This is a genomic window from Kribbella sp. NPDC006257 (assembly GCF_040613535.1).
Taxonomy (GTDB): domain Bacteria; phylum Actinomycetota; class Actinomycetes; order Propionibacteriales; family Kribbellaceae; genus Kribbella.
Genome location: NZ_JBEXSJ010000013.1, coordinates 113,566 through 139,001, shown reverse-complemented (window position 1 = coordinate 139,001; position 25,436 = coordinate 113,566). Strand labels below are relative to the sequence as shown.

The window sequence follows — 25,436 nt, the reverse complement described above, 5'->3', positions numbered from 1 at the left end:
AGCCCATGATGCCGAAGACCTTCACCGGCGTGGACGAGGTCGTCCAAGCGGTCGGGACCCAGCTCGGCGAGACCGAGTGGACCGAGATCACCCAGGAGCAGGTCGACCAGTTCGCCGAGGCGACGGGTGACCACCAGTGGATCCACGTCGACGTCGAGCGCGCCGCCAACGGCCCGTACGGCGGAACGATCGCGCACGGTTATCTGACACTGAGCCTGATCGCGCGCTTCGGCGCGGAGCTCTTCGACGTCTCCGGTGTGTCGGCGAAACTGAACTACGGCGTCAACAAGGTCCGTTTCCCGGCTCCGGTCCCGGTCGGTTCCCGGATCCGCGCGGGCGCGTCGATCGCGGGCGCCCAGGAGACGCCGGCCGGCGTACAGGTGTCTCTGCAGTGGGTGATCGAGCTGGAGAACTCCACCAAGCCGGCCTGTGTCGCCGAGACCGTAGTACTGCTGGTGCCTTAGAGCGGGCAGATCAGGACCGAGTGGGTCGCCGTACGCCGGTAGCCGAGCCAGTCGTTGACCGCGAGCATCGGCGCGTTGCCGTCGTAGTTCGCGGTGTAAGCACCTCGTACGCCGGACGCGGCGGCCCGATGCAGCGCGGCGCACTTCACCAGCTTCGCCAGCCCCTGCCCGCGGTACTCCGGCATGGTCGCGGTCATCTTCGACCAGATCCGCTGCCGGTCACCGGTGCTCTGGGTGAACCCGATCACCCGCTCGCCGTTGTACAGCGCGACGCTGAGGTCCTTCATCAGGTCCGGCGACTCCCAGACGTCGGCGAGCCAGTCGTCGTACGGGCGGGTGGTGATCTTCGCGTCGCCCGGCTTGGTGCGCTGGGCGATCACGTCCGCCTCGTAGACCAGTTGCGGCTCCAGCTCGGTCAGTGGCACCAGGGTCGCGTCGTCCGGGGCCGCGGGCAGCGCGGGCGCCACCTTCGGCTCGATCTGCGCGTAGTGCACCTGACGGGTCTGCCGATAACCCCATTGGGAGGCCCAGTCCACGGACTCCGGATCGGCGAACACCCGGGCGCTGGTCGCGCCGGCGGATCGGAGATCGTCATGGGCTGCTTCCAGCAACTGCCTCCCGATCCCCTGGCCGCGGTGATCGGGATGGACCATCAACCGGAGCCCACCGTCGAGCGGCTCGGATCCGGCGATCAGCGAACTACTGGCCCAGCCGGCCAGCCGGCCGTCATCGGAGTACGCGACGAGCGTGCCGTTGCCGGGAGTCGGGTCGGCGCTCAGCCGATGGCGCAGGGCGGCCGCGGTGTGGACGAGGTAGGGGACGAGCTCGTCGTGCAGGGCAACGACGTTGTCCAGGTCACCCAGCTCAGCAGGCCTGATCTGCATCGGAACTCCTTCGGCGAAGTTCTGCCGAAGATAACCCCGGCACTAGTTTCAGCTCATCCGGACCATACCGGTGTGCCTCGCGACCCGGCGGTATCCGAGCCAGTTGTTGATCGCCAGCATCGGAGCGTTCACGTCATGGTTCACCGTGTAGGCCATCGTGATCCCCGCCGCCGCGGCAGCGTGCAGCCCGTGTGTCTTCACCACTTTCGCCAGACCCTGACCCCGGTACCGCGTGAGTGTGCCGGTCATGTCGGTCCAGAGCCGGTCGTCGGCAGTGATCACGTTGGTGAAGCAGACGACCTTGCCGTCGGCAACAGCCGCCGTACTGAGCTCCTTGTCGAACCCGGCCGAGTCCCAGATCTCCCGCTTGTAGGACTCGAGAGGGAAGTCACTGAAATCCTGGTCTCCCGGCACGTCAGCCACCGTCGCCAGGAACGCCGCGTACGCCGTCTCCATGTCGACAGCTGCCAGATTGGTCAGCTCGATGTCCGTTGGAACGGCCGGCGGCTCAGGCGCCCGGCGCGGATCCAACCCCGCGTAGTGCAACACGTCCGTTCCCTGGTATCCGTGCTTGAGCGCGAATTCCACCCCCGACTCGGTCGCACTCGAGAGCACCCGGCTGACCTCCTGCTTGGCCAGGTGCTCATCGACTGCCTCGGCAAGCGTCGTACCGATCCCCTGTCGCCGGTAGTCCGGATGAACCGCGATCGAGACGTGGTACTCCCCCGGCTGCGGTGACCAGGTCGACAGCATCGCCGCTCCCCAGCCGATCAGCCGGCCGGCATCCTCGATCGCGAACGAGCCGTTGCGCTCTTCGGCGAGCCGCTCCGCCAGCTCCCGGCGGAAATCGGCCGGCGCCGTCACCCGGTAGGGAAAGACGCGGCCGTTGAGGGCCAACAGCTCATCGGCGTCGGACGGCCGGCCAGGTCTCACAGCGTCCTCAGCAATCCATGTTCGGTAGCGATCCGCTTGTAGCCCAGCCAGTTGTTGATGGCAAGCATCGGACCGTTCTCGTCGTCGTTGGCGGTGAACGCCCCGGTGATCCCGGCCTCGGCGGCCCGGCGTAGACACACCGACTTGACCAGCTTCGCCAAACCACGACCCCGGTACGCCGGAATGCTGCCCGTCATCCCGGTCCACGCCCGGTCGCCGTCCCGCGAGAGCACGGTGAAGGCGGCCACCTCTTCACCGGCCATCGCGGCTACTCCCAGTTCGGGGTTCCGGCCGGGTGCGTTCCAGACCTCGTCGAGCCACTCCTGATAGCCGACCGCGTCCAACGGCGAATCGCCCGGTTCGTCGAGAGATGAGATCGCATCGGCGGCGTAGACCTGCTCGGGTTGCAGCTCGTCGATCCGCTTGAGCTCGATGCCTTCCGGGGTGGCCGGGAGGTCGGGCAGCACGCGCGGGTCGATGCCGGAGAAATGCAGCTGCCGCGTTCCGTCGTATCCACGTCGTTTCGCGAAGTCCAGACCGGAAGGTTGCGTCGCCGTGCTGACCCGGACCGCTCCGATCTCCTGCAGGTGTTCGTGCAGGCGGTCCGACAACGCCCCGCCGATCCCTTGCAGTCGCTGCTCCGGATGCACGTAGATGGAGATGTTTCCCTGACCCGGTTCGCTGGTCCAGACGTTCAGCCCGGCCGATCCCCAGCCGACCAGCCGGCCCTCGGACTCGGCGACCAGCGCGAGGAACCGTTCACCCGGCGACTGGACCGTGATCATGTGCCGGGCCGCGTCGGCCGACAGCACCTTGTAGCTGTAGGTCTCCCGGCGCAGCCGGGCCACCTCTTCGGCATCGCCGGCCACGGCCGGTCTGATCTGCATGCTCGCGACGATAGCCAGCGGCCCTGCCGGTCGCCACGGAATAACCCGATCGGGCAGGTTGGGACGTGATCGCAACAGACGGGATTCTGTCCAGAGCCTGCCGGGCATTAGGGTTGGCCGGTGCCCGTGATCGCGACCACAGCGTTGACCAAGCGGTATCCGCGTGTCACGGCCCTGGACGAGCTGACTGTCGAGGTGGGGTCCGGCGTGACCGGGCTGGTCGGAGCCAACGGTGCCGGCAAGTCGACCCTGCTGAAGATCTTGCTCGGACTGATCGCCCCGACCGCCGGAAGTGCCATCGTGCTGGGACACGACGTGGTCACCGGCGGCGAGGCGGTCCGAGCCCTCGTCGGCTACATGCCCGAACACGACTGCCTGCCGCCCGACGTGTCGGCGACCGAGTTCGTCGTGCACCTCGGCCAGATGTCCGGCCTGCCCGCGACCGCCGCCCGTGAACGAGCCGCTGACGTACTGCGGCATGTCGGCCTCGACGAGGCGCGCTACCGCCCGATGGGTGGCTACTCGACCGGTATGAAGCAGCGGGTCAAACTCGCCCAGGCACTCACGCACGACCCCAAACTTGTTCTGCTGGACGAACCGACCAACGGTCTGGACCCGGCCGGCCGCGACGAGATGCTCGCGCTGGTCCGACGGATCGGAACCGAGTTCGGCATCCCCGTTCTGATCACCTCGCACCTGCTCGGCGAGTTGGAGCACGTCTGCGACCACATCGTCGTACTCGACGGCGGCCGGCTGTTGCGGTCGGAGTCGAAGGCCGCGCTGACCGGTGAGACCGGAGTACTTGCGATCGAAGTACGGGATCTCAGTGGTCGCGATCGGTTGGGCGCCGCGTTGGCTCGGGCCGGTGCGCGAGCCCGGCCGGACGGCCCGTTGGTGCTGGTGGAGATCACCGGCGAGGAGACGTACGACGTGGTCCGCGACACCGTCGCCGAGCTCGGGCTCGGCCTGGTCCGGATCGAGCAGCACCGGCACCGGCTGGAAGAGGTCTTCAGTGTCTGATCAGCTGCGTCCGCCCGCGGCAGGTGTCATCCACGACATCGGTTACCGGCACTACGACGGTCCCCGGCTGGGCCGGTTCGCGATCACCCGCGCGCTGACGGCGAGCAGCTTGCGGCACGCCTACGGCCTCGGCCGGTCGGGTAAGTCCAAAGTGATGCCGATCCTGCTGCTCGCGGTGATGGTCGTCCCGACCGCGATCATCGTCGGCATCGAGAACGCGATGCAGTTCGACAAGCCAGCGGTGATCCCGGCCGACTTCCTGTTCCTGCTGCAACCGGTCATCGCGCTCTACCTGGCATCCCAGGCACCGCAGTTGTTCTCCCGCGACCTGCGCTACCGGTCGATCGTGCTCTACCTGGCGCGCCCACCCCGGCGTACGGACTATGCGTTCGCGAAGCTGGTCGCGCTGGTCCTCGCGCAGATGGTGCTGATGGGCCTGCCGCTGTTCATCCTGTACGTCGGGGCGCTGCTGGCGAAGTACAACTTCGTTGACATGAGCAAGGAGTTCCTCGCGGGGCTCGTCGCGGCGTTCCTGCTGTCGATCCTGCTGGCCGCGCTGGGTGGATTGATCGCGGCCGCGACGCCTAGGCGGGGATTCGCGGTCGCCGCGATCATCGCCGTACTGATGGTGTCGTTCACGGCGGTCGTCACGACATCGGCGATCCTCGACAGGGACGGGAACATGACCAGCGTCGCGGCGCGGTATGCGAATCTCGCCTCGCCGTTCTCATTGGTGGAGACGCTGCAGCGATTCATCCTGCACAGCGGTGGCGGCTGGCGGCCGACGACCGTGCAGGGGCTGGTGTTCGCCGGGGTCTACGTGGTGCTCGTCGGCCTGCTCGTCTGGGGCGTCAACGGGCGGTACGCGAAGGTGGCCCGCGGATGAGCGTGATCCGGATCGACAAGGTCTCCCGCTGGTACGGGAACGTGGTCGCGGTCAACGACGTGTCGATGACGATCGGGCCGGGCGTCACCGGTCTACTCGGACCGAACGGCGCGGGCAAGTCCACCCTGATCACGATGATGGCGGGCTTCCTGCCGCCGTCGGTCGGTGCGGTGACACTGGACGGTACGCCGGTGTGGCGCAACGAAGGTGCGTATCGGCACATCGGGTTGGTGCCGGAGACCGAGGCTGCCTACGACACGTTGACCGGGTATCGGTTCGTGCTCGCCAACGCTTCGCTGCAGGGGCTGGACGATCCGGGTGCGGCGACGTCGGCCGCGCTGGGGCTGGTCGAGATGCAGGAGCCTGCCGGGCGACGCATCTCGACGTACTCGAAGGGGATGAAGCAGCGGATCAAGATGGCCGCGGCGCTCGTCCACGAGCCGTCGGTGCTGCTCCTCGACGAACCCTTCAACGGGATGGATCCGCGGCAGCGGCTGCACCTGATGGAGCTGCTCCGCAAGATGGGCGCGGACGGGCGGACGGTGCTGTTCAGCTCGCACATCCTGGAGGAAGTGCAGCAGGTCGCGACGCAGATCGAGGTGGTGGTCTCCGGGCGGCACGCGGCCTCCGGCGACTACCGCGCGATCCGCACGCTGATGACGGACCGGCCGGTGCTCTACCGGCTGCGCTCCAGCGACAACCGCCGGCTCGCGTCGGCACTGATCGGCGACCCGTGTACGTCGGGTCTCGATCTCGACGGCACCGCTCTGCAGGTGCAGGTGATCGACTTCGAACGCTTCAGCCGGCTGGTGCCCGGGCTGGCCCGAGAGCTCGGTATCCGGCTGCTCGAGGTGGCGCCGACCGACGAGTCGCTCGAGAGCGTCTTCTCCTATCTCGTCGGGAGGCGCTGATGGTCCGCACGATCGCTGCTTTGACGTTCTCCACGTTGTTCGGTCATCGGCGCGGGCTGCTGCTGTTCATCCTGCCGGGCGTGCTGCTCGGGCTCTGCGTGCTGCTGGCGCTGACGGTCGACGGCACCGCGGACTTCAGTGCCGCGCTGCTCCTGCAGTTCGGGCTCGCGGTGATCGTGCCGCTGGTCTCGCTGATCGCCGCCACCGGCGCGATCGCGACCGAGATCGACGACGGCTCGATCGTGTACCTGCTGAGCAAGCCGATCAAGCGCTCCGCGATCATCCTCACCAAGGCCGCCGTCGCGATCGGCGTCATCTTCGTCCTGGCCGCGGTCCCGATGGTCCTCAGCGGCCTGATCCTGGACCACTCAGACCCCGGTACGGCGCTCGCCTTCGGCCTCGGCACCCTGGTCGCCGGCATCGCCTACACCGCGATCTTCATCGCCCTGTCGGTCATCTCCGGCAACGCCGTCACCATCGGCCTCTTCTACGCCCTGCTCTGGGAAAGCGTCATGGGCCAGTACGTCGCCGGCGCCCGAGCCCTCTCGGTCCAGCAATGGACCCTCTCCCTCATCCACAAACTCTCCGATGCCCCCCACCTGGACCCGGCCGTCAAACTCCCCATCGGCGCCTTCCTCCTGGTCGCAGTCACCGCAGCAGGCCTAGTCCTAGCCACCACCCGCCTCCGCTCCCTAACCCTCTCCTCCGCGGAGTAATCCACAGCCAGCACCGCGGAGGAATTCCTCAACCACCCGGCATCGGTCAGTCGAGCCGGTAGGACGCGGGTGGTTCGGCGAGTCGAGACGGTAGGTGCTCCCGGATCATCTCGGGTTGGCCAGGATGCGATAGGGGCGGAGCGCCTGCTGGTGCCTACGGTCCACAACCCCTTGGTCTGCAGGTAAAGGGGTCGTCCGTGGGACCGGGGTCGGCGCAGACTGGTGGGATGACGGCTGCTTCGGTGTTTGCGGGTTTGATGGTTTCGGATGCTCCTCGGCCTGAGTTCGAGGAGGTCCTGCGGCCGTTCGCGCCGTTGATCGGGAGCTGGGATCTCGACGTGAGCTGGTACGACGACGAGGGCCAGGTGAGCCGGGCGACCAAGGGTGAGTGGCACTTCGCCTACGCACTCGACGGACGAGCGGTCGCCGACATCTGGATCACCCCGAGCCGCGCTCAACGGGTGATCGACGGAGACGGCGAATGGGGCCTCTCCGTCCGCATCTACGACCCGGAGTTGAAAGCCTTCCGCTCCACCTGGATGGGCCCGGCGGCCGCCCTCGTCAAAACCTTCATCGCCCACGCCACCGACGACACCATCACCCTGGAAACCCCCGGCCCCACCAAAACCCGCTGGGCCTTCTCCGGCATCACCGCCACCACCTTCAACTGGCGCAACGAAGACGAAGACGAAGCCGGCAACATCACCCTCCGCCAAACCTTCCAGGCGACCCGCAGCAGTCAGCTGTAGGTGGCTACTGCGGCAGTGGCTAGGTCTAGGAGGGTGGTGCGGAGGTCTGGGGGCTCGAGGACTTCTACGTCGGCGCCGAAGCCTAGGAGTACGCCGCAGGCTGCTTCGCGGACTCGGAAGCGTAGAGCTACGTGAGGCCAGGGGTCGGTGGGGGCGGGGATGGGGCGGGGGTGTTCGCCCTTGGCGAGCATGGGGGCTGCTATCCGGCGGACGGTGGCGGCTCGGTCTGGGTGGACTCTGATGATGACGTCTACGCCGGCGGGGGCGTGGCGTTCCAGGCCTGAGCGTAGGCGTTGCCATTCTTCTTGCAGGTCCAGGTTTTCGGGTCTTGTTGCTGGTTCGTCGAGCACGTCGACCTGTTCTACGCGGGAGACTCTGTACATTCTCGGCTCGCCACGGTGAGCGGCTACCAGGTACCAGCGGCCGGCTTGTTCGACCAGGCCCCAGGGGTTGACGGTACGGCGTACTCGGCGACCCTCGGATGCGGACGCGTAGCGGATGCGGATGCGACGGCGGGTCACCACCGCCTGGCGTAGTACGGGCAAGGCGCCGGTGTCTTCGGCTTCGGCGAACCAACGGCGGCGATCTACGACTATGGCGCCGGAGAGAGCTTCGGCGTCGTCCTGAAGTTGCAGGGGCAACGTGGAGGACAGCTTGCCCATCGCGGACTGCAATGCGTCATGCAGGCCTAGCTCCTGTGACAGGGAAGCTCTGCCGGACCAAGCGAAGAGGGCTTGAGCTTCGCGGGGAGTGAGGCCGCTCACGTCTGCTCGGTAGCCGGGCAGGAGCACGCAGCCGCCGTTGCGACCGCGTTCTGTATAGACAGGGACGCCTGCTGCCGACAGGGCTTCCATGTCTCGCATCACCGTGCGCCTGGAGACTTCCAACCTCCCGGCCAGATCGCCTGCACTCAGCCGCGAGTGCTGCTGCAGCAACAGGATGATCTGCAGCAGGCGGTCGGCTCTCACGCCAAGAAATATAAGACAGAAGATGTCCCATATACAGCGCGAGAGTGGTTCCGACACCAACTCACTGGAGGAAGATCGTGACGGACCCACGCCCGATGCTCATCGCCGCACTGGACCAGACGCAGGCGGTGATCGACACCGTCGGCGCCGAGGACCTGGACCGGCCGACGCCTTGCCCGGAGTACGACGTACGCACGCTGCTCGGGCATCTCGTCACCGTGGTCGGCCGGATCAACCTTGCCCTGTCCGGCGGCGACCCGCTGACGATCCCGTCGGTGACGACCGGCATCACCGACTTCGCCGGCGCCTGGAAGGAAGGACGCACAAAGCTCGACGAGACCCTCGCCGACGCTTCAGTACTCACCCAGATCTGCAAGCTGCCCTGGGGAACTCTGCCGGGCGCAGCAGCAATCGCTGCCTACACAGGCGAACTGACGACTCACTCCTGGGACTTGGCCAAAGCAACAGACCGTACTGCGATGCTCGACGACTCACTAGCCGAGCACTGTCTGCCCCTGGTCAAGCAGTTCATCCCTGCCGAGCCGCGAGGCGGTCACGTGCCGTTCGGCCCCGTGATCGAGGTCGCGCCCGACGCCCCGGCGTACGACCAGCTAGTCGCCTGGGAAGGCCGCAGGCCGTAGTACGGACCGAACGCCCGGCTCTCACACGAGAGCCGGGCGGCCAGGTCGGGGCCGACGGGTTGCCGACAGCCGCCGGGGTAGTTCAGCCGGTCATCCCGCCCGTCAAGGTGATGCCGCCGTCGATGGTGATGGTCTGCCCAGTGATCCACGACGCTTCGTCGGAGAGCAGGAACCAGACCAGCGAGGCGACGTCCTCCGGGCGGCCGAGGCGCTTCATCGGGTACGTCGCGGCGACCTTGTCCTCGCGACCCTCGTAGAGCGCGCCGGCGAACTTGGTCTTCACCACCGCGGGAGCAACCGCGTTGATCCGGATGACCGGCGCGAGCTCGACGGCCAGTTCGCTAGTCACGCGCGACAGCATCGCCTTGGTCGCGCCGTACCAGCCGATGCCAGGCGACGGCGACAAGCCGGCCACCGACGACAGGTTGACGACGGCACCGCCGTGGATGCCCATCCACGCGTCCTTGCAGGCTTTCACCCAGGCGATGGTCGCCAACACGTTCGTGTCGACCATCTTCGCGGCGACGGTCTGGTCCACGTCCAGTAGCGAACCGTAGATCGGGTTGATGCCGGTGTTGTTCACCAGCAGATCCACTGACCCGTACGTCGCTACTGCAGCGGCTACAACACTCGCACGGTGCTCAGGGTCAGCCGCCTTACCTGCAACGGCCAGTGCGTTCGCCCGGCCGCCAAGCAACTCCACTGCTTCGTCCAGCGTCTCCTGCGTACGCCCGGTGATCACTACACGCGCGCCGTCGGCCACGAGACGCTGGGCGATCGCCAGGCCGATACCGCGGGAGGCACCGGTGACGATCGCCGTACGGTCCTTGAGACTCATCAGCTGAGGCGCTCCAGGATGACGGCCATCCCCTGGCCGCCGCCGACGCACATCGTCTCCAGCCCGAACTGCTTGTCCTCGAACTGCAGCCCGTTCACCAGCGTCGTCATGATCCGCGCACCGGTCGAGCCGAACGGGTGGCCGAGAGCGATCGCACCGCCGTGCACGTTCAGCCGGTCCTCCTCGATCCCCAGCTCGCGCGCCGAACCGATCACCTGTACGGCGAAGGCCTCGTTGATCTCGACCAGGTCGATGTCACCGATGCTCATCCCGGCCCGGGCAAGGGCCTGCCGGGTCGCGTCGACCGGGCCGAGACCCATGATCTCCGGCGACAGCCCGCTCACACCGGTCGAGACGATCCGGGCCAGCGGGGTCAGGCCGAGCTCACGCGCCTTGGTGTCGCTCATGATCACCACGGCCGCGGCGCCGTCGTTCAGCGGGCAGCAGTTGCCCGCCGTGACCGTGCCGTCGGGACGGAACACCGGCTGCAGCTGGCTGACCTTCTCCAGCGTCGTACCGGCCCGCGGGCCGTCGTCCTTGCTCACCACGGTGCCGTCCGGCAGCGTCACCGGGACGATCTCGCGCTCGAAGAAGCCGTTGCCGATCGCCTTCTCGGCCAGGTTCTGCGACCGTACGCCGAACGCGTCCTGATCGGCCCGGCTGATCCCCTTGAGCGTCGCCACGTTCTCCGCGGTCTGGCCCATCGAGATGTAGATGTCCGGGATCAGGCCGTCCTCGCGCGGGTCGTGCCAGGTCTCGTTGGTCTCGGCGTACTTCTCGGTCCGCTGCACCGCGTCGGCGAACGCCTCGTTGAACGAACTCGGATCGCCCACCCCGGCCGACCCGAAGTTCTTGTACCGCGAGACGCACTCGACGCCGGCGCTGACGAAGATGTCGCCCTCACCGGACTTGATCGCGTGGAAGGCCATCCGCGCGGTCTGGGTCGACGACGCGCAGAACCGGTTGATCGTGGTCGCCGGGGTGTTGTCCCAGCCGAGCTGGACGGCGATCCGGCGGGCCATGTTGCCGCCGTGCTCGTCGTGCGGCTCGGCGCAGCCGACCATCAGGTCCTCGATCTGGTCGCCGGTGAGTCCGATCTTGTCGGTCGCGGCCTTGATCATCTGGACGGCCAGGTCGTCCGGCCGGATGTCCTTCAGCGAACCCTTGCCGGCCCGCCCGATCGGCGACCGCGCGGTGGAGACGATGACTGCTTCAGGCATTCCAGATCCCTTTCTACAGGCCCAGATCGCGGCCGATGAGTTCCTTCATGATCTCGTTCGATCCCGCCCAGATCTTCGTGACGCGGGCATCCCGCCAGGCGCGCGCGACCCGGTACTCATTCATATACCCGTAGCCGCCGTGCAGCTGGACGCAGGCGTCCAGGATCTCGTTCTGGATCTGTGCGCTCCACCACTTCGCCTTCGCCGCGTCGACCGCGGAGAGCCGGTCCTCGTCGTGCGCGACGATCGCGTTGTCGACATACGCCTGGGTGACCTCGGCCTTGGTGACCAGCTCGGCGAGCACGAACTTGTTGTACTGGAACGACCCGATCGGCTGACCGAACGCCTTGCGCTGCTTCACGTACTCGATCGTCTCGTCGAGGATCTGGGTGGCGTGCGCGATGTTCGACACCGCGGCGCCGACCCGCTCCTGGGCGAGGCGCTCCATCATGTGGATGAAGCCGCGGTCGACCTCGCCGATCACGTTCTCGTCCGGGACGAAGACGTCCTCGAAGAAGAGTTCCGACGTACCGGACTCGGTCTGGCCGACCTTGTCCAGCTTGCGGCCGCGGGCGAAGCCCTCCATCCCCTCTTCGATCGCGAACAAGGTGATGCCCTTGGCGCCCTTGCTCGGGTCGGTCCGGGCGGCGGTGATGGTGAGGTCGGCCATGTCGCCGTTGGTGATGAAGGTCTTCGACCCGTTCACCACCCAGCCGCCGTCGACCCGCTTCGCGGTCGTCTTCAGCGCGGCCAGGTCGGAGCCGCCGGACGGCTCGGTCATCCCGATCGCGGCGATCAGCTCACCGGAGCAGAACTTTGGCAGCCAGCGCTGCTTCTGCTCCTCGGTGCCGAGATCGACCAGGTACGGCGCGGCGCAGTCGAAGTGGATGCCGAAGCAGCTCGACAGGGAGGCCGAGACCTTCGAGACCTCCTCGGCGAAGACCGCGTTGAACCGGTAGTCGCCGACCGACGATCCGCCGTACTCCTCCGGTACGTCGAGGCCGAGGAAGCCCTGCTTGCCGGCTTCCAGCCAGGCGGCACGCTCGATCGTCTTCTCCTCGAGGAACTGCTCCATCCGCGGTACCAGCGAACGGTCGGCGTACTCCTTGGCACTCGCCCGGAAGGCGTGGTGGTCCTCGCCGAAGATGATGCGGTCCATCGATGGGCCTCCCTCGAGATGTGCTGGCTAAGCGCTTGCTTAGCTTGACCAATCTAGGGCAGGCTGTCAACGTGTCCGCAGTCACCAGCCCCCTCGTCTGGGAGCACGTCCAGCCCCCCGCCGCCCGCCGGCTCCTCACCGGTGCCATCGACGCCTTCGCCGAACGCGGCTTCCAGGCCACCACCACCCGGGACATCGCCTCCCGGGCCGGCATGAGTCCTGCGGCCCTCTACGTCCACTACCCCTCCAAGGAACGCCTCCTCTTCGAGATCTCCCTCTACGGCCACAAAGCAGCCCTGGAGATCTTGTCCGCCGCCGACCTGGGCATCGACCCTGGCGAAAGACTGCGCGGGATGGTTTCGGCGTTCACGGCTTGGCATGCGGAGCACCACACGATTGCCCGGGTGGTGCAGTACGAACTGGCGGCGTTGAGTCCGGAGCATTTCGCCGAGGTCGCAACGATCCGGCGGGCGATTTCCGATCTGGTGGAGCGGGTGCTGGCGGACGGAGTAGCAGACGGCTCGTTCGCAGTGGGCGACTTGCACGGTACGACGCTCGCCGTGCTCTCGTTGTCGATCGACGTAGCCCGGTGGTATTCACCGTCCCGCCAGGACCCCAGCGAACTCGGCACCTTGTACGCCGACCTCGCGCTCCGCATGGTCCAGGCATAGAAGAGGCCCCGCGCTCCCCCACAAACAAGCGGGAAGCGCGAGGCCTACAAATTCACCGCGCGACGCGGCGTACCGGCGTACCGGAGATCAGGCCTGCAGAGCGGCCTGGACGTCGAGGTGGATGTCGACCTTGTCGCCGATCAGCAGCTTGCCACCCTCGAGCGGCACGTTGAAGTCGATGCCCCAGTCCTTGCGGCTGATCGAGGTGGAGGCCTCGAAGCCGATGATGGTCTGGCCGTAGGCGTTCTGGTCGACGCCGAGGAACTCGACGGCGAACTCGATCGGCTTGGTGACGTCCTTGATGGTCAGGTCGCCGGCCAGGATGTAGTCGTCACCCTCGGGCTTGAAGGCGGTGCTGACGAACGTCATCTTCGGGCTGTTCTCGGCGTCGAAGAAGTCGCCGGACTTCAGGTGACCGTCGCGCTGCGCGTTCCGGGTGTGCACGGAACCCAGCTCGACCGTCACGTTGGCGGTCGACTCCTCGAGCGCGTCCTTGACGACGATCTCGCCGCTGAACTCCTCGAAGGTTCCGCGAACCTTGGTCATCAGGTGGCGAACGGTGAAACCGATCTCGGTGTGCGCCACGTCGAGCGCGTACGTACCGGTCACCAGGCCGGGGATCGAAGTGGTAGCGGTCTGGCTCATGAGGTCCTCTCAGGCAAATCAGGATGGGGGCGTCGTGCCGCTCGGTAGGATGAGTTGATGCATCAACCGATGGGTACGACAGTAGACAGTAACGATTTAAAAGTCAACTACATTCCCGGTACACTGTTCTCGTGACGATGACTACTGGGACCCGGTGGCTGACCGCCGAGCAGCAGGTGGCGTGGCGTGCCTACCTGCTGGGCACTGCACGCCTGATGGCCAAGCTCGACGACGACCTGCGCCAGTTCGGTCTGGGCATCAACGACTACGAGATCCTGGTCCGCCTGTCCGAATCGCCCGACCGGCGACTCCGGATGGCCGAACTCGCCGACCGGCTCCACCAGAGCCGCTCACGCCTCACCCACACCGTCGGCCGGCTCGAAGCAGCAGAGCTGGTACGGCGTACTTCGTGCAAGAGCGACAAGCGGGGCGTATGGGCCGAGCTCACCGACGCGGGGATGTCCCTGCTCGAGCAAGCAGCGCCGTACCACGTGGAAGGTGTCCGCGAGAACCTCGTGGACGTGGCCTCACCCGAGGACTTCGCCGCCATCGGCCGGGTCTTCGACGCCGTCGCGGAACACATCGGCCAGCGTTGACCCTGACCGAAGCCCTGGTGGCGGCGGGATCCCTCGTCGTCTTCCAGGGCGACTCGATCACGCACGGCGGCCGCGGACCTTCGGAGGACCCCAACCACATTCTCGGGCACTCGTACCCGTTCCTGATCGCCGCCGAGGCCGCCGCGCGGTACCCCGAGCACGGCTGGCAGTTCGTGAATCGCGGCGTCAGTGGTGACACCGTCGCGGATCTCGCCGCTCGCTGGGATCTTGATGCGCTCGACCATCGGCCCGATGTCCTGAGCATCTTGGTCGGCGTGAACGATGTCGGCGAAGTGATGGAGGGCAAATCGGACGATAGCTCCGGGGTCGCCTTCCGATCGGCGTACCGGGCCTTGCTGGAGCGGACTCGCGAGGCGCTGCCGTCAGTACGCCTGGTGCTGGGCGAGCCGTTCTACCTGCCGACCAGCCCGCGGCCCGAACTGCGAGAGACCTGGGCCGCCCTCGTCACGGCGTACGCCGCTATCGTCCGCGATCTTGCCGGCGCCTACTCCGCTACCTTCGTGCCCTACCAGCGCGCTCTGGACGCCGCCGCCACGCGCGCTCCTGCCGAACACTGGATCTGGGACGGCATCCACCCGACGTACGCCGGCCAACGCATCCTCGCCGACACCTGGATCGACGCGGTCTCCAGCTAGCTCGCGGTGGTGATCTCGAAGGGTGCCTCGTCGCGGCCTTCGCCGCGGTAGGCCATCATCGCGTCGCGCATCCGGCGCTTCACCGGGGGCAGGTGGTTGACCGTGCGCATCGCCGTACGCATCCCGGCCAGGACGACCCGGCCGATCACCGGCTTGTGGATCGGGTCGTTGCCGCTCATCTGTGCCCGCGACTTGAGCACCGCGTCGAAGCCGTACTCGATCATCTTCGCCTCGTACTCATGGACAGCTGGAATCAACTCGGCGCGACCGTCGCGGACCTCGATCAGCTTGCGGCAGAGCAGCAACGCGTCGCGCAAGGCGGTGTTCGCGCCGACTCCACGACCTGGCGTCATCGTGTGAATGGCGTCACCCAGAAGCGTCACATTGCTGCTCGGCCAGGCATCCAGCGGCACCGAGGTCCAGATGTTCACCGGGAAGCAGGTGCCGGGGTCGGTCAGCTCGAGGAGGCGGCGGAAGTTCGGGTGCCAGTCGGGCGTGAGCTTGATCGCGAGGTCGATCAGCTCCTGGCCGCGCAGGTCCATCACGTTCGCCGGGAGCTTGTCAGCGGTCGCCGACAGACCCCAGTTGATGTAGTCGCGGGTGTTGTCGAACTGCAGGCCCGGCCAGTTGTTGATCAGCTCCTCGGTGTTGCCACCGATCCCGTGCTTGACCTTGCCGTCGCGGTCCCACTGGAACTCCATCACGTGCACGATGCAGGCGATACCGCGCGGCGCCTGCATCAGCGTGATGCCCTCGAACACCTTCGGTGGAACGAGTTTGCCGCTCTCGTCGGTGAGCGGGAGCTTGCCGGCGATCGCGATGATCCCGGTCTCCTCGGTCTTCGCCTGCGGCAGGTACTGGCGGCGTACCCGCGAGCCGGAGCCGTCCGCGGCGACGAGCAGATCCCCGGTCGCCTCCGAACCGTCCGCGAAGTACGCCGTGACGCCGTCCGCGCGCTGCTCGAAGCGGACGAACTCCTTGCCGAACTCGACCACGTCCTCCAGGCCGGTCAGCAGCACCTGGCGCAGCGTCATCCGGCTGATCGACTTTTCGCTCTCGACCGGGTCGGACTGCGGCGGGATCTCCAGCGAGAGGACCTCTTTGAAGTCCTCGGTCATCATGTTGAAGTACTTCGGGTCGCGGGCCTTGGTCGCCACGAACGTGTCGTAGAGGTCGCTCGGCAGCAACGCCTTGAGCGCCCGGCTGCCGTCGGGGTCGATGCCGACCCGATAGCCGTGCAGCCCGTCGGTCCGTAGTACGTCGCGCTCGAACACCGTGACGCCGATCCCGGCCCGCTTGAGGCCGTGCGCCAGCGCGAGTCCGCCGGTCCCACCACCGATCACCAGCACCTTCATCGTGGTCAGCTCCTCTAAGATCAGTTCTCTCGATTGTTCAAGTATCTCGGTAATCCGAGTATCTTGGAGATCCGAGAGAAATGCAAGCCCGGTTCTGGCGTGGAGGTCGAGATGAGCACCAGAGAAGAAGTCACCGCGGAGCTGCAGCAGCGGATGATCCGCTTCATCGCGGACGTGATCCTGTTCAACCACGCGGTCTCGGCCAAGCTCGGCCTGGGCGCCAGCGACTCGCAGTTCATGACGCTGCTCCAGTCGCACGGCCCACTCACCCCACGCCAGCTCTCGGAGTTCACCGGCCTCACCTCGGGCACGGTCACCGGCGTCATCGACCGCCTGGAGTCCTTCGGCCTGGTCACCCGCCGCCCCGACCCCACCGACCGCCGCAAGGTCCTGGTCACCCCCTCCTTCGAGGCCATCCAGGAAAAACTCGCCCCCCTCTACGAGGAACAAGGCCGCCGCATCCAGGCCGTCCTAGCCACCCGCACCACCGACGAACTCCGAACCATCTCCACCTTCCTCGCCGACGCCATCGACAACTCCCAACCGCTTCAAGACCTGTAGTGGTACTGCGGTACGACCGGGTGGTGGGGAAATCGGTCGGTGGTACTACGGGTTCGGGGGTGGTGGGTTCCTAGCGTGGGAGGTGAGGCGGCCGGGTGGTCCGGGGCCCGGAGGTTGGGGACTACGCGAATGATCGAGGCACAGCTACTGACCAAGCGGTACGGCGAGACGACGGCGGTGGATCGGCTGGACTTCACCGTGCGGCCGGGGACGGTGACCGGGTTCCTCGGGCCGAACGGGGCCGGCAAGTCCACGACGATGCGGATGATCATCGGCCTGGACGCACCGACCAGTGGCACCGTCACCGTCAACGGACGCCGGTACGCCGCGCATGCCGCGCCCCTGCAGGAGGTCGGAGCGCTGCTGGAGGCGCGGTCGATCCACCCCGGGCGATCCGCGTTCGACCACCTGATGGCGCAGGCCTACACGCACGGCATCCCGAAGCGCCGGGTCGAGGAAGTCATCGAGCTGACCGGCCTGCAATCGGTCGCGAAGAAACGCGCCGGCGCGTTCTCACTCGGCATGGGGCAACGACTGGGAATCGCGGCCGCTCTGCTCGGCGATCCAGCCACCGTGATGCTCGACGAACCGGTGAACGGGCTCGACCCCGAAGGCGTGCTGTGGATCCGCAACCTGCTCACCGGGCTCGCCGCGGAAGGCCGCACGGTCTTCGTCTCCTCACACCTGATGAGCGAGATGGCCCTGGTCGCCGATCACCTGATCGTCGTCGGCCGCGGCCGGTTGCTCGCCGACACCACCGTCGATGAGCTGGTCCGCCAGGCCGACGGCGACACCGTCACCGTCGCAACGGCCGACCCCGCACGCCTGCGCGAAGTACTGGCTGGTCCAGGCGTCGAAATCACCGGCCAGGCAGGCTCGGAGGAACTCCAGGTGAGCGGTCTGACAGCCCGGGAGATCGGAACCTCAGCAGCGCAAGCAGGAATCGCGCTCTTCGAACTCACCGCCAAAACCGTCTCGCTGGAAGAAGCCTTCATGGAACTGACCAAGGACGCCGTCGAGTACCACGGCACGACCGGGAGCGTGGCCGCATGAGCGTCCTCACCTCACCAGCCCCCGCGTCGAGCAACCCGACGCCGGCGGCCCGGCGTCCGGAGTACAAGGTCACCGGCCGTCGCGTACTCCGGTCCGAATGGGCGAAGCTGTGGTCGCTGCGCTCGACCTGGATCACTCTCGGCGTCGGCCTGCTGTTCCTGATCGCCTTCGGCCTCATCGCAGCCGCGCGGTACAAGTCGAGTGTGACGTCGGGCCGGCAGCTCGACCCCGACTTCGCCGACGCGACCGGGCTCACTCTGTCCCTCTTCGGGGTCGCCCTGGCCCAGCTGGCGCTCGGCGTCCTGGGGGTGCTGGTCACCGCCGGCGAGTACTCCACCGGAATGATCCGTTCGACGCTGGCCGCGGTACCGAAGCGGTTGCCGGTGTTGTGGTCGAAGGTCACGGTCTTCGGAGTCGTCGCCTTCCTGATCGCCCTGATCGGCGCCGTCGTCACCTTCCTGATCGGCAGCGGCATTCTCTCCGGTACGCCGGCGGCTCTGACGATCTCTGACTCCGGCGTCGTTCGCAGTCTCCTGGGCGCCGCTGTCTACCTCGGCCTGGTCGGTGTCATCGGAGCAGCGTTGGGCGCCCTGCTGCGTTCCATCGCCGGCGGGATCTCCGTCCTGGTCGCCGCCCTGATGCTCGTCCCCGGCCTGATCTCTCTGCTGCCCGCTTCCTGGCACAACTCCATCCAGCCCTACCTGCCCAGCGTCGCCGGTGAATCGATGTTCGCGCTCCACAAGGCTGCCCACACGCTCTCCCCAGGTGCCGGCTTCGCCGTCTTCGGCGGCTGGACGGTCCTGCTCGTCGCAGCAGCGGCCTGGCGCCTCAAGCGCACGGACGCTTAGGGCGCTACGGCAACAATGAACAGGTGACCACAGTGACCAGCAGCGAGCCGATCGGCGCGGAGCCAGCCGCCGCCGATCCGCTGGCGCAGCGCGCCGACACTCCTGCCGATCCGCTGTGGCAGCATCCACTGGTCGTCCGGTTCGGTCGGATCGGCAGGCGGTTGCGCCGGTCCGACGCGGACCGCCCGTGGGTGCTCGACACTCTCGTCGTGATCGTCGTCTTCGCGATCTTCTGCCTCCCGGACCTGGGTCATCGGCACGACGCGCGAGAGCTCGGGGACTCCTTCGCGGAGCTGCCCGTCGGCGCGATGCTGCTGTTCCAGGCCGGTCTGGTGCTGCCGCTGTTCCTCCGCCGGCGTGCTCCGTTCGTCGCCTTCGCCGTCATCGCCCTCGTGTTTGCGATCCAGTGGTCGCAACCGGCCTTCCTGCGCGCGGATGTCGCGCTCCTGATCGCGCTGTACAGCCTGACGTTGCACGGCCGGCTCCGGGAGTTGCTGTGGGCCGGAGGCGTCATGATCGGCGAGTTGGCCCTGGCCGGCGTACGGGTCTCGGCTGTGGCTTCGATCGCGGAGGCGCTGTTCTTCCTGTTCACGGCCACGATCGCAGCCGTCGCGCTGGGTCTCGTCGTACGGATCAGGCGTTCGCAGCTGGCCGGTCTGCGCGAACACGCGGCCCGGCTGGAGATCGAGCGGGACCAGCGCAGCCGGCTCGCCGCCGCCGACGAACGGGCCCGGGTCGCGCGCGAGATGCACGACATCGTCGGCCACAACCTGTCCGTGATGATCACGCTGGCCGACGGTGGCGCGTACGCCGCGGATGTGAGCCCCGACCGCGGCGGCGAGGCGCTGCGGCTGATCGGCGAGACCGGCCGGCAGGCGATGAGCGAACTGCGCCGGATGCTCGGCGCTCTCCGCGAGCACACGGACACGCCGCAGCTCGCCCCTCAGCCGGGGATCGGCGACATCGACGCACTCTGCGGGCGGATCCGTGCCGCGGGACCGGGTGTCGTCTACCGGACAACCGGCGACGTCGACTCGCTGGATCGAGGCGTCCAGCTGGCGGCGTACCGGATCGTGCAGGAAGCCCTCACCAACTCCCTCAAACACGCGGGACCTTCGACCGCGACCGTCGTCTCGCTCGTTGTCGACGGACCTCGCCTGCAGATCCAGATCCAGGACACCGGACCGCCTGCTGGGACGCGGCCGAGCGCCGGCGATGACGGACATGGCTTGATCGGCATGAAGGAACGCGCTGCCTTGTACGGCGGAGCTGTCACCGCGGGCGTTCGTCCGGGCGGCGGCTGGATCGTGCGGACCGAACTCGACCTGACCCCTGTACTCCGATCCGAGGGGATCTGATGACCACCGTGCTCATCGTGGACGACCAGCCGCTGCAGCGGTTGGGGTTCCGGATGCTGCTGGAATCCGTCCCCGACACCCAGGTCGCCGGCGAGGCGTCGACTGGTTCGGAGGCGGTTCGGCAGGCGGCGGATCTGCGCCCGGACGTCGTACTGATGGATGTGCGAATGCCTGGCATGGACGGGATCGAGGCGACTCGGCAGATCGTCGCCAACGGTGGGCGGTCGCGGGTGCTCGTGCTGACGACGTTCGATCTGGACGAGTACGCCCATGCCGCGCTGCGTGCCGGTGCCAGCGGCTTTCTGCTCAAGGATGCTCATCCCGAGGAGCTGTTGGCCGGCATTCGGGCGGTGGCCGCGGGCGATGCGATCATCGCACCCGCGCTGACCCGCCGGCTGTTGGATGCCTACATCCACCATCTACCGGTGCGCGAGGAGTCGCAGGAGGACAACCCGCGGCTGCGCAGTCTCACCGATCGCGAACGGGAGATTCTCGTTGCCATCGGCAAGGGATGGACCAACACCGAGATCGCCACCCGGCTGACGTTGTCGGAATCCACCGTCAAGACACACGTCGGCCGGGTGCTCGCCAAGATCGGCGCCCGGGACCGCATCCAGGCCGTGATCCTCGCCTACGACCTGGAGCTGACCCGCCCTAACTCCCCCACGTGAAGGCTCAGTCGCGAGTGAGCTTGCGGTAGGTGACCCGGTGCGGACGGGCGGCTTCGGCGCCGAGCCGCTCGACCTTGTTCGCCTCGTACGCCGCGAAGTTGCCCTCGAACCAGAACCACTGCGACGGGTCGTCGTCGGTGCCTTCCCACGCCAGGATGTGGGTCGCGACGCGGTCCAGGAACCACCGGTCGTGGGAGATCACCACGGCGCAGCCCGGGAACTCCAGCAGCGCGTCCTCGAGCGACTGCAGGGTCTCGACGTCCAGGTCGTTGGTCGGCTCGTCGAGAAGCAGCAGGTTGCCACCCATCTTCAGCGTCAGGGCCAGGTTCAGCCGGTTGCGCTCACCACCGGACAGTACGCCGGTCGGCTTCTGCTGGTCCGGGCCCTTGAACCCGAACGACGCCACATACGCGCGGCTCGGCATCTCGAAGTTCGCGACCTTGATGTAGTCGAGCTCGTCGGAGACCTGCTGCCAGACCGTCTTCTTCGGATCGAGGCCGCCGCGCGACTGGTCGACGTACGAGATCCGGACCGTCTCACCGATCTTCAGCGAGCCGGCGTCCGGGGTCTCCTCGCCGACGATCATCCGGAACAGCGTCGACTTGCCGACACCGTTCGGGCCGACGATGCCGACGATGCCGGCCCGGGGCAGCGAGAAGCTCAGGCCGTTGATCAGCTTGCGATCGCCGAAGCCCTTCTCCAGCTTGTTCGCCTCGAGCACGGTGCTGCCCAGGCGCGGACCGGCCGGGATGTTGATCTCGTCGATGTCCAGCTTCTTGGATCGCTCGGCCTCGGCCGCGAGCTCCTCGTACCGGGCCAGCCGGGACTTGCTCTTGGTCTGCCGGGCCTTAGCGTTCGACCGGACCCACTCGAGCTCGCGCTCCAGGATCTTCTGCCGCTTCGCGTCCTTCTGGCCCTCGACCACGAGCCGCTGCTGCTTGGTCTCCAGGTACTTCGAGTAGTTGCCCTCGTACCCGTAGGTCTTGCCGCGGTCCATTTCCAGGATCCACTCGGCGACGTTGTCCAGGAAGTACCGGTCGTGGGTGATCGCCAGGACGGCACCCGGATACTTCTGCAGGTGCTGCTCGAGCCACAGCACGGACTCGGCATCCAGGTGGTTGGTGGGCTCGTCGAGCAGCAGCAGGTCGGGCTGCTGCAGGAGCAGCTTGCAGAGTGCCACCCGGCGGCGCTCACCACCGGACAGGTTGTCCACGATCGCGTCGGCCGGCGGGCAGCGCAGCGCGTCCATCGCCTGCTCCAGCTGCGCGTCCACGTCCCAGGCGTTGCGGTGGTCCAGCTCGGTCTGCAGGTCACCCATCTCGGCCAGCAGCGTGTCGTAGTCGGCGTCCGGATCGGCGAGCTCGGCGGAGATCTCGTTGAAGCGGTCCAGCTTCGCCTTGGTGTCGCCGACGCCTTCCTCGACGTTCTCCAGCACCGTCTTGCCCTCGGTCAGCGGCGGCTCCTGCAGCAGGATCCCCACCGAGGCGCCCTCGGCCAGCCGGGCCTCACCGTTGGAGGCCTGGTCCAGCCCCGCCATGATCTTGAACAGCGACGACTTGCCGGTGCCGTTCGGCCCGACCACGCCGATCTTCGCCCCGGTCAGGAAGTTCAGCGTGACGTTGTCGAGAACGACCTTGTCGCCGTGCGCTTTCCGGACGTTGCGAAGGGTGTAGATGAATTCCGCCATACCCCAGAGCCTATGTGCACACCCCCACGCAAACCCAACCGGCAGTCGACACGGCCTGGCCCCGGCACTTTCGGCCGGGCCGGCTGGGGCGCCGGGCGGACGAGTTGCCGCGTACGGCGTTCGATCACCACACGGTCAGCCGCGTGCCTCGAGCAGCTCCTTGAACTTGCGGAAGCTGATCGGCGCGCTCCGTTCGGCCTGCCGGCGGACCAGTGGGAGCAGAGCAATCCCGATCCCGTGGCCCTCGAAGTCGAGGTCGAAGGTGATCCGTGAGCCCGCGCCGCCGGGTCCGGGTTCGACGGTCAGTCGCGCCGTGGGACGGATCGGGCCATCCGTCCCCCGCGCCGCCCAGCTGTACGGCGGCGAGCTCTCGGTAACCTCCTGAGTCATCGCCCGGTCGGTACCGCGGATGCGGCGGGTCGTGGTGAATCGTGCGCCGACGGGGAGCGGGGCGTCGCCGTCGGTGCTCACTGACACGACATCGCCTTGCCACTCGCCGAATCGCTGAGGGTCGGTCGCATAGGCGAAGACCTCCTCGGGCGGTAGGGCGACTTCGATGATCGACTCCATGGAGCCCACCTCCTTGTTCTGGTTACCTTTCACGGTGCTGATTCGTCAGTGCTATGACGGATGAGAACCCGGGAAGGTAACGGTGGCCGACCAGGAGTGGCTTGCGGAACAGTTCCAGGCCCACCGCGGCGGGCTGCGCGCGGTGGCCTACCGCATGCTCGGCTCGCTGAGCGAGGCCGATGACGCAGTGCAGGAAACCTGGCTGCGACTGGTCCGGTCGGACCCCGGCGAGATCGCCAACCTCGGCGGCTGGCTGACCGCGGTCACCGGACGGGTGTGCCTGGACATGCTCCGCACCCGCAAGGCACGGCGTGAGGAGCCGCTCAACGCGGCGGGCCTGCCGGGCTGGTCGGAGGAGCCGCTCGACATGGCGGGCCCATTGGGCTGCTGGGAGCGACCTGGCCCGGAGGAGGAGGCACTGCTGGCCGACTCGGTCGGGCTGGCGCTCCTGCTTGTCCTGGACCGGCTTACCCCGGCAGAGCGGCTGGCGTTCGTGCTGCACGACTCCTTCGGCGTCCCCTTCGATGAGATCGCGGCGATCCTGGGCCGGTCGGTGGACGCGACCAAGATGCTCGCGAGCCGCGCCCGACGCCGGGTGCGGCAGGCGTCCGCAGAGCGGTTAATACCCGGCTCTCGCCATCGAACCTCGGCCGAGCAGCCCGCCACCGAGTACCAGTCGCCGACGCAGGACGCCGACCCTGCCCGCAGCCGTGCGCTGGTCGCGGCGTTTCTCGCGGCCGCTCGCGCGGGTGACTTCGATGCGCTGCTCTCCGTACTCGATCCCGACGTCGTCGTCCGCGCCGACGCAGCCGCCGCGCCATCGGGCGTGCCCACCGAGGTGCGGGGCGCCACGGCCGTCGCACGCCAGGCGCTCTTGTTCGCCATCCCCGCCGCGAACTCTCGCGTGGCGATGGTCAACGGTGCACCAGCAATTGTCGTCGCCGTCGACAACCGGATCGTGACGATCCTGACGTTCGCCATACACAACGCCCGGATCGCCGCGATCGAGGTCCTCGCCAACCACAACCGACTCGCCACGCTCGACGTAGTGGAATCCACGGACAACTCACAAACCCCCTGCGAGGCAGGCCCCGCAACGGACTAGGTCGGGGCGTGACCCAGGTCCCGGGGCTGACCCGGGTCCTGGGGTTTGACCTGCGACCCGGGTTGGGCCGAGCGGTTCAGGCGGCCTGGGGTCGGGACTCGTAGGGATCGGTGTCGCTGGTGGTGGCGAAGTCGGGAGCCGTTGACTCGTCGCCTGCGTTGGTTGATTCCTGGTCGGGAGAGCTGGATCCGGCCGAGGCCAAACGTGGGGATCCCTTGCTGAAGGCCGTCGTGCCCCGCGACAGGTCGTGGCCGACCGAGAAGGCGTCGATCACTGTCTTGGTCCTGTTGTTGCCTTCGGCATCGACCCATTCGGTGGTCTTCAGCCGGCCGGTGACGACCACCGGATGGCCTCGCCGGACGGACTGGCGCACGTTCTCGGCCAGCGCCCGCCAGCATTCGACCTGGAACCAGGTGGTCGTACTGTCGACCCAGCCGCCGACACCCTTGTCGAAATGCCGCGGCGTCGTGCCGACCCGGAAGTTCGCCACCCCGAAGCCGCCCGACACCTCCCGGTAGCTGATGTCCCCGCCGACCCAACCGAGCACGGTCACGGTGGTCTCGTTGACGCTCATGCCGGTCACCTTCCTTTCACGTCGCAGAAGCGCTGTCACCAGAGAAGATGCACCGAACACCACCGCCGACGGCCGGCGAATCCGCCGCCTGGGGATAACCTATTTCAGGATTGACTTATATAAGCCAAGCCTGGCAGGCTGGCCGGGACAGATCGAGCCGAGCCAGAAGGACCCACAGATGATCGACATCATCGAGCACATCAACGCGATCCATCGTCAGGTCAGCCGGACCGGGGAAGAGGTCCGGGTGACGCTCCGGCGTACGTACCGGGCCGAGGTCGACGAGGTGTGGGACGCGTTGACCGACCCCGACCGGATCCGCCGCTGGTTCATGCCGGTCACCGGGGAGTTGAAGGTCGGCGGGACCTTCCAGCTCGAAGGCAACGCCGGCGGCGAGATCCTCGAATGCGAGCCGCCGGAGCGCTTCAAAGTCACCTTCGGCGGCGCGACGAGCCTGGTCGAGATCCGCCTGAACGCGGGCACCGACAGCACCACCGATCTCCAGATGGACCACTCGGTGCCCGCCGACTTCGGCGGCGCGAGCGGCGCCCTCTACGTCGGCCCGGGCTGGGACGGCGCGCTGCTGGGCATCGCCCTGTACGTCGAGGGCAAGCTCAAGGAGACCGACGATCCGCAGCAGATGGCCAACTCCCCCGAGGTCATCGAGTTCAACAAGGCATCCATCCGAGCCTGGGCAACAGCCCTCCGCGACTCCGCCCTGGTCACCCCCGAGGAGCTCCAAGCCGCCACGGAAGCCTCCGCTGCCCAGTTCGCCCCCGGCACCTCCGCCGACGACTACCTCTGACCTGT

At 67.4% G+C, this 25,436-nt stretch carries 29 protein-coding genes; 17 read left to right on the top strand and 12 right to left on the bottom strand.

Annotation, left to right across the window (positions count from 1 at the left end; genetic code table 11):
- Positions 1-8 precede the first annotated feature (8 nt).
- On the top strand, positions 9-464 hold the full coding sequence (locus ABZ004_RS18210) for a MaoC family dehydratase (RefSeq protein WP_355681032.1): 456 nt from the start codon (positions 9-11) through the stop codon (positions 462-464).
- On the opposite strand, the gene ABZ004_RS18205 is transcribed toward ABZ004_RS18210, so the two are convergent.
- Genes ABZ004_RS18205 through ABZ004_RS18195 form a run of 3 tightly spaced genes read right to left on the bottom strand, consistent with a single transcriptional unit; the run spans position 461 to position 3,168 of the window.
- Complete coding sequence (locus ABZ004_RS18205; RefSeq protein ID WP_355681031.1) at positions 461-1,348, bottom strand: GNAT family N-acetyltransferase; 888 nt, start codon at positions 1,346-1,348, stop codon at positions 461-463. The two genes, ABZ004_RS18210 and ABZ004_RS18205, sit on opposite strands and share 4 nt — an antisense overlap.
- A 48-nt stretch (positions 1,349-1,396) precedes the next feature.
- Positions 1,397-2,281, bottom strand: coding sequence for a GNAT family N-acetyltransferase (locus tag ABZ004_RS18200; protein ID WP_355681030.1), 885 nt, complete (start codon positions 2,279-2,281; stop codon positions 1,397-1,399).
- Positions 2,278-3,168, bottom strand: coding sequence for a GNAT family N-acetyltransferase (locus ABZ004_RS18195; protein ID WP_355681029.1), 891 nt, complete (start codon positions 3,166-3,168; stop codon positions 2,278-2,280). Before ABZ004_RS18195 ends, ABZ004_RS18200 begins: the two co-directional genes overlap by 4 nt.
- 120 nt (positions 3,169-3,288) lie before the next feature.
- Here ABZ004_RS18195 and ABZ004_RS18190 point away from each other — a divergent pair, with 120 nt between their 5' ends.
- From ABZ004_RS18190 to ABZ004_RS18170, 5 genes are all read left to right on the top strand, one after another.
- Positions 3,289-4,188, top strand: a complete 900-nt coding sequence (locus tag ABZ004_RS18190) for an ABC transporter ATP-binding protein (RefSeq protein WP_355681028.1) — start codon at positions 3,289-3,291, stop codon at positions 4,186-4,188.
- Entirely contained in the window at positions 4,181-5,074 is an 894-nt protein-coding gene (locus ABZ004_RS18185; RefSeq protein WP_355681027.1) for an ABC transporter permease, read from the top strand. The genes ABZ004_RS18190 and ABZ004_RS18185 overlap by 8 nt, the downstream gene beginning before the upstream one ends.
- Positions 5,071-5,985, top strand: a complete 915-nt coding sequence (locus ABZ004_RS18180) for an ABC transporter ATP-binding protein (protein ID WP_355681026.1) — start codon at positions 5,071-5,073, stop codon at positions 5,983-5,985. Before ABZ004_RS18185 ends, ABZ004_RS18180 begins: the two co-directional genes overlap by 4 nt.
- A complete protein-coding gene (locus ABZ004_RS18175) occupies positions 5,985-6,701 on the top strand; it encodes an ABC transporter permease subunit (RefSeq protein WP_355681025.1) in 717 nt (238 codons plus the stop codon). Before ABZ004_RS18180 ends, ABZ004_RS18175 begins: the two co-directional genes overlap by 1 nt.
- A 227-nt stretch (positions 6,702-6,928) precedes the next feature.
- A complete protein-coding gene (locus ABZ004_RS18170) occupies positions 6,929-7,450 on the top strand; it encodes a hypothetical protein (RefSeq protein ID WP_355681024.1) in 522 nt (173 codons plus the stop codon).
- Here the strand turns inward: ABZ004_RS18170 and ABZ004_RS18165 are convergent.
- Complete coding sequence (locus ABZ004_RS18165) at positions 7,441-8,418, bottom strand: WYL domain-containing protein (RefSeq protein ID WP_355681023.1); 978 nt, start codon at positions 8,416-8,418, stop codon at positions 7,441-7,443. The two genes, ABZ004_RS18170 and ABZ004_RS18165, sit on opposite strands and share 10 nt — an antisense overlap.
- Positions 8,419-8,495: 77 nt before the next feature.
- Here ABZ004_RS18165 and ABZ004_RS18160 point away from each other — a divergent pair, with 77 nt between their 5' ends.
- On the top strand, positions 8,496-9,059 hold the full coding sequence (locus ABZ004_RS18160; protein ID WP_355681022.1) for a TIGR03086 family metal-binding protein: 564 nt from the start codon (positions 8,496-8,498) through the stop codon (positions 9,057-9,059).
- 82 nt (positions 9,060-9,141) lie between these two features.
- Here ABZ004_RS18160 and ABZ004_RS18155 read toward each other — a convergent pair whose 3' ends face one another.
- The 3 genes from ABZ004_RS18155 to ABZ004_RS18145 are packed head-to-tail and all read right to left on the bottom strand — an operon-like array spanning position 9,142 to position 12,276.
- On the bottom strand, positions 9,142-9,897 hold the full coding sequence (locus ABZ004_RS18155) for an SDR family oxidoreductase (RefSeq protein ID WP_355681021.1): 756 nt from the start codon (positions 9,895-9,897) through the stop codon (positions 9,142-9,144).
- Positions 9,897-11,117, bottom strand: a complete 1,221-nt coding sequence (locus ABZ004_RS18150) for an acetyl-CoA C-acetyltransferase (RefSeq protein ID WP_355681020.1) — start codon at positions 11,115-11,117, stop codon at positions 9,897-9,899. The genes ABZ004_RS18155 and ABZ004_RS18150 overlap by 1 nt, the downstream gene beginning before the upstream one ends.
- Positions 11,118-11,130: 13 nt before the next feature.
- A complete protein-coding gene (locus ABZ004_RS18145) occupies positions 11,131-12,276 on the bottom strand; it encodes an acyl-CoA dehydrogenase family protein (RefSeq protein WP_355681019.1) in 1,146 nt (381 codons plus the stop codon).
- Positions 12,277-12,347: 71 nt separating this feature from the next.
- On the opposite strand from ABZ004_RS18145, the gene ABZ004_RS18140 reads away from it, so the two are divergent.
- A complete protein-coding gene (locus tag ABZ004_RS18140) occupies positions 12,348-12,947 on the top strand; it encodes a TetR/AcrR family transcriptional regulator (RefSeq protein WP_355681018.1) in 600 nt (199 codons plus the stop codon).
- An 87-nt stretch (positions 12,948-13,034) separates the two neighbouring features.
- Here the strand turns inward: ABZ004_RS18140 and ABZ004_RS18135 are convergent, their stop codons facing one another.
- On the bottom strand, positions 13,035-13,592 hold the full coding sequence (locus ABZ004_RS18135; protein WP_355681017.1) for a YceI family protein: 558 nt from the start codon (positions 13,590-13,592) through the stop codon (positions 13,035-13,037).
- A gap of 137 nt (positions 13,593-13,729) precedes the next feature.
- Between ABZ004_RS18135 and ABZ004_RS18130 the strand changes: the two genes are divergently transcribed.
- Together ABZ004_RS18130 and ABZ004_RS18125 are read left to right on the top strand one after the other, a co-directional pair.
- Positions 13,730-14,188 (top strand): MarR family transcriptional regulator, encoded by a 459-nt coding sequence (locus ABZ004_RS18130; protein ID WP_355681091.1) that lies wholly within the window; start codon positions 13,730-13,732, stop codon positions 14,186-14,188.
- A complete protein-coding gene (locus ABZ004_RS18125; protein ID WP_355681016.1) occupies positions 14,185-14,844 on the top strand; it encodes an SGNH/GDSL hydrolase family protein in 660 nt (219 codons plus the stop codon). Before ABZ004_RS18130 ends, ABZ004_RS18125 begins: the two co-directional genes overlap by 4 nt.
- On the opposite strand, the gene ABZ004_RS18120 is transcribed toward ABZ004_RS18125, so the two are convergent.
- Positions 14,841-16,199 carry an NAD(P)/FAD-dependent oxidoreductase gene (locus ABZ004_RS18120; protein ID WP_355681015.1) on the bottom strand — a complete coding sequence of 453 codons (1,359 nt, stop codon included), beginning with the start codon at positions 16,197-16,199 and terminating at the stop codon, positions 14,841-14,843. The two genes, ABZ004_RS18125 and ABZ004_RS18120, sit on opposite strands and share 4 nt — an antisense overlap.
- Before the next feature lie 111 nt (positions 16,200-16,310).
- On the opposite strand from ABZ004_RS18120, the gene ABZ004_RS18115 reads away from it, so the two are divergent.
- The 5 genes from ABZ004_RS18115 (at position 16,311) to ABZ004_RS18095 (ending at position 20,690) form a co-directional block, all read left to right on the top strand.
- Positions 16,311-16,760 (top strand): MarR family transcriptional regulator, encoded by a 450-nt coding sequence (locus ABZ004_RS18115; protein ID WP_355681014.1) that lies wholly within the window; start codon positions 16,311-16,313, stop codon positions 16,758-16,760.
- 129 nt (positions 16,761-16,889) lie between these two features.
- Positions 16,890-17,813, top strand: a complete 924-nt coding sequence (locus tag ABZ004_RS18110) for an ATP-binding cassette domain-containing protein (RefSeq protein ID WP_355681013.1) — start codon at positions 16,890-16,892, stop codon at positions 17,811-17,813.
- Entirely contained in the window at positions 17,810-18,661 is an 852-nt protein-coding gene (locus ABZ004_RS18105; RefSeq protein ID WP_355681012.1) for a hypothetical protein, read from the top strand. Before ABZ004_RS18110 ends, ABZ004_RS18105 begins: the two co-directional genes overlap by 4 nt.
- 23 nt (positions 18,662-18,684) lie before the next feature.
- Positions 18,685-20,019 carry a sensor histidine kinase gene (locus ABZ004_RS18100; protein ID WP_355681011.1) on the top strand — a complete coding sequence of 445 codons (1,335 nt, stop codon included), beginning with the start codon at positions 18,685-18,687 and terminating at the stop codon, positions 20,017-20,019.
- A complete protein-coding gene (locus ABZ004_RS18095; protein ID WP_355681010.1) occupies positions 20,019-20,690 on the top strand; it encodes a response regulator transcription factor in 672 nt (223 codons plus the stop codon). The genes ABZ004_RS18100 and ABZ004_RS18095 overlap by 1 nt, the downstream gene beginning before the upstream one ends.
- Before the next feature lie 4 nt (positions 20,691-20,694).
- Here ABZ004_RS18095 and ettA read toward each other — a convergent pair whose 3' ends face one another.
- Entirely contained in the window at positions 20,695-22,377 is a 1,683-nt protein-coding gene (ettA, locus tag ABZ004_RS18090; RefSeq protein WP_355681009.1) for an energy-dependent translational throttle protein EttA, read from the bottom strand.
- Between the two features lie 135 nt (positions 22,378-22,512).
- Positions 22,513-22,947: an SRPBCC family protein gene (locus tag ABZ004_RS18085; RefSeq protein ID WP_355681008.1), complete on the bottom strand. Its 435-nt coding sequence runs from the start codon at positions 22,945-22,947 to the stop codon at positions 22,513-22,515.
- A gap of 82 nt (positions 22,948-23,029) precedes the next feature.
- Here ABZ004_RS18085 and ABZ004_RS18080 point away from each other — a divergent pair, with 82 nt between their 5' ends.
- On the top strand, positions 23,030-24,052 hold the full coding sequence (locus tag ABZ004_RS18080; protein ID WP_355681007.1) for a sigma-70 family RNA polymerase sigma factor: 1,023 nt from the start codon (positions 23,030-23,032) through the stop codon (positions 24,050-24,052).
- 76 nt (positions 24,053-24,128) lie between these two features.
- Here the strand turns inward: ABZ004_RS18080 and ABZ004_RS18075 are convergent, their stop codons facing one another.
- Entirely contained in the window at positions 24,129-24,626 is a 498-nt protein-coding gene (locus tag ABZ004_RS18075; RefSeq protein ID WP_355681006.1) for a single-stranded DNA-binding protein, read from the bottom strand.
- A gap of 178 nt (positions 24,627-24,804) precedes the next feature.
- Here ABZ004_RS18075 and ABZ004_RS18070 point away from each other — a divergent pair, with 178 nt between their 5' ends.
- A complete protein-coding gene (locus ABZ004_RS18070; RefSeq protein ID WP_355681005.1) occupies positions 24,805-25,431 on the top strand; it encodes an SRPBCC family protein in 627 nt (208 codons plus the stop codon).
- The last annotated feature ends 5 nt before the right edge of the window (positions 25,432-25,436 follow it).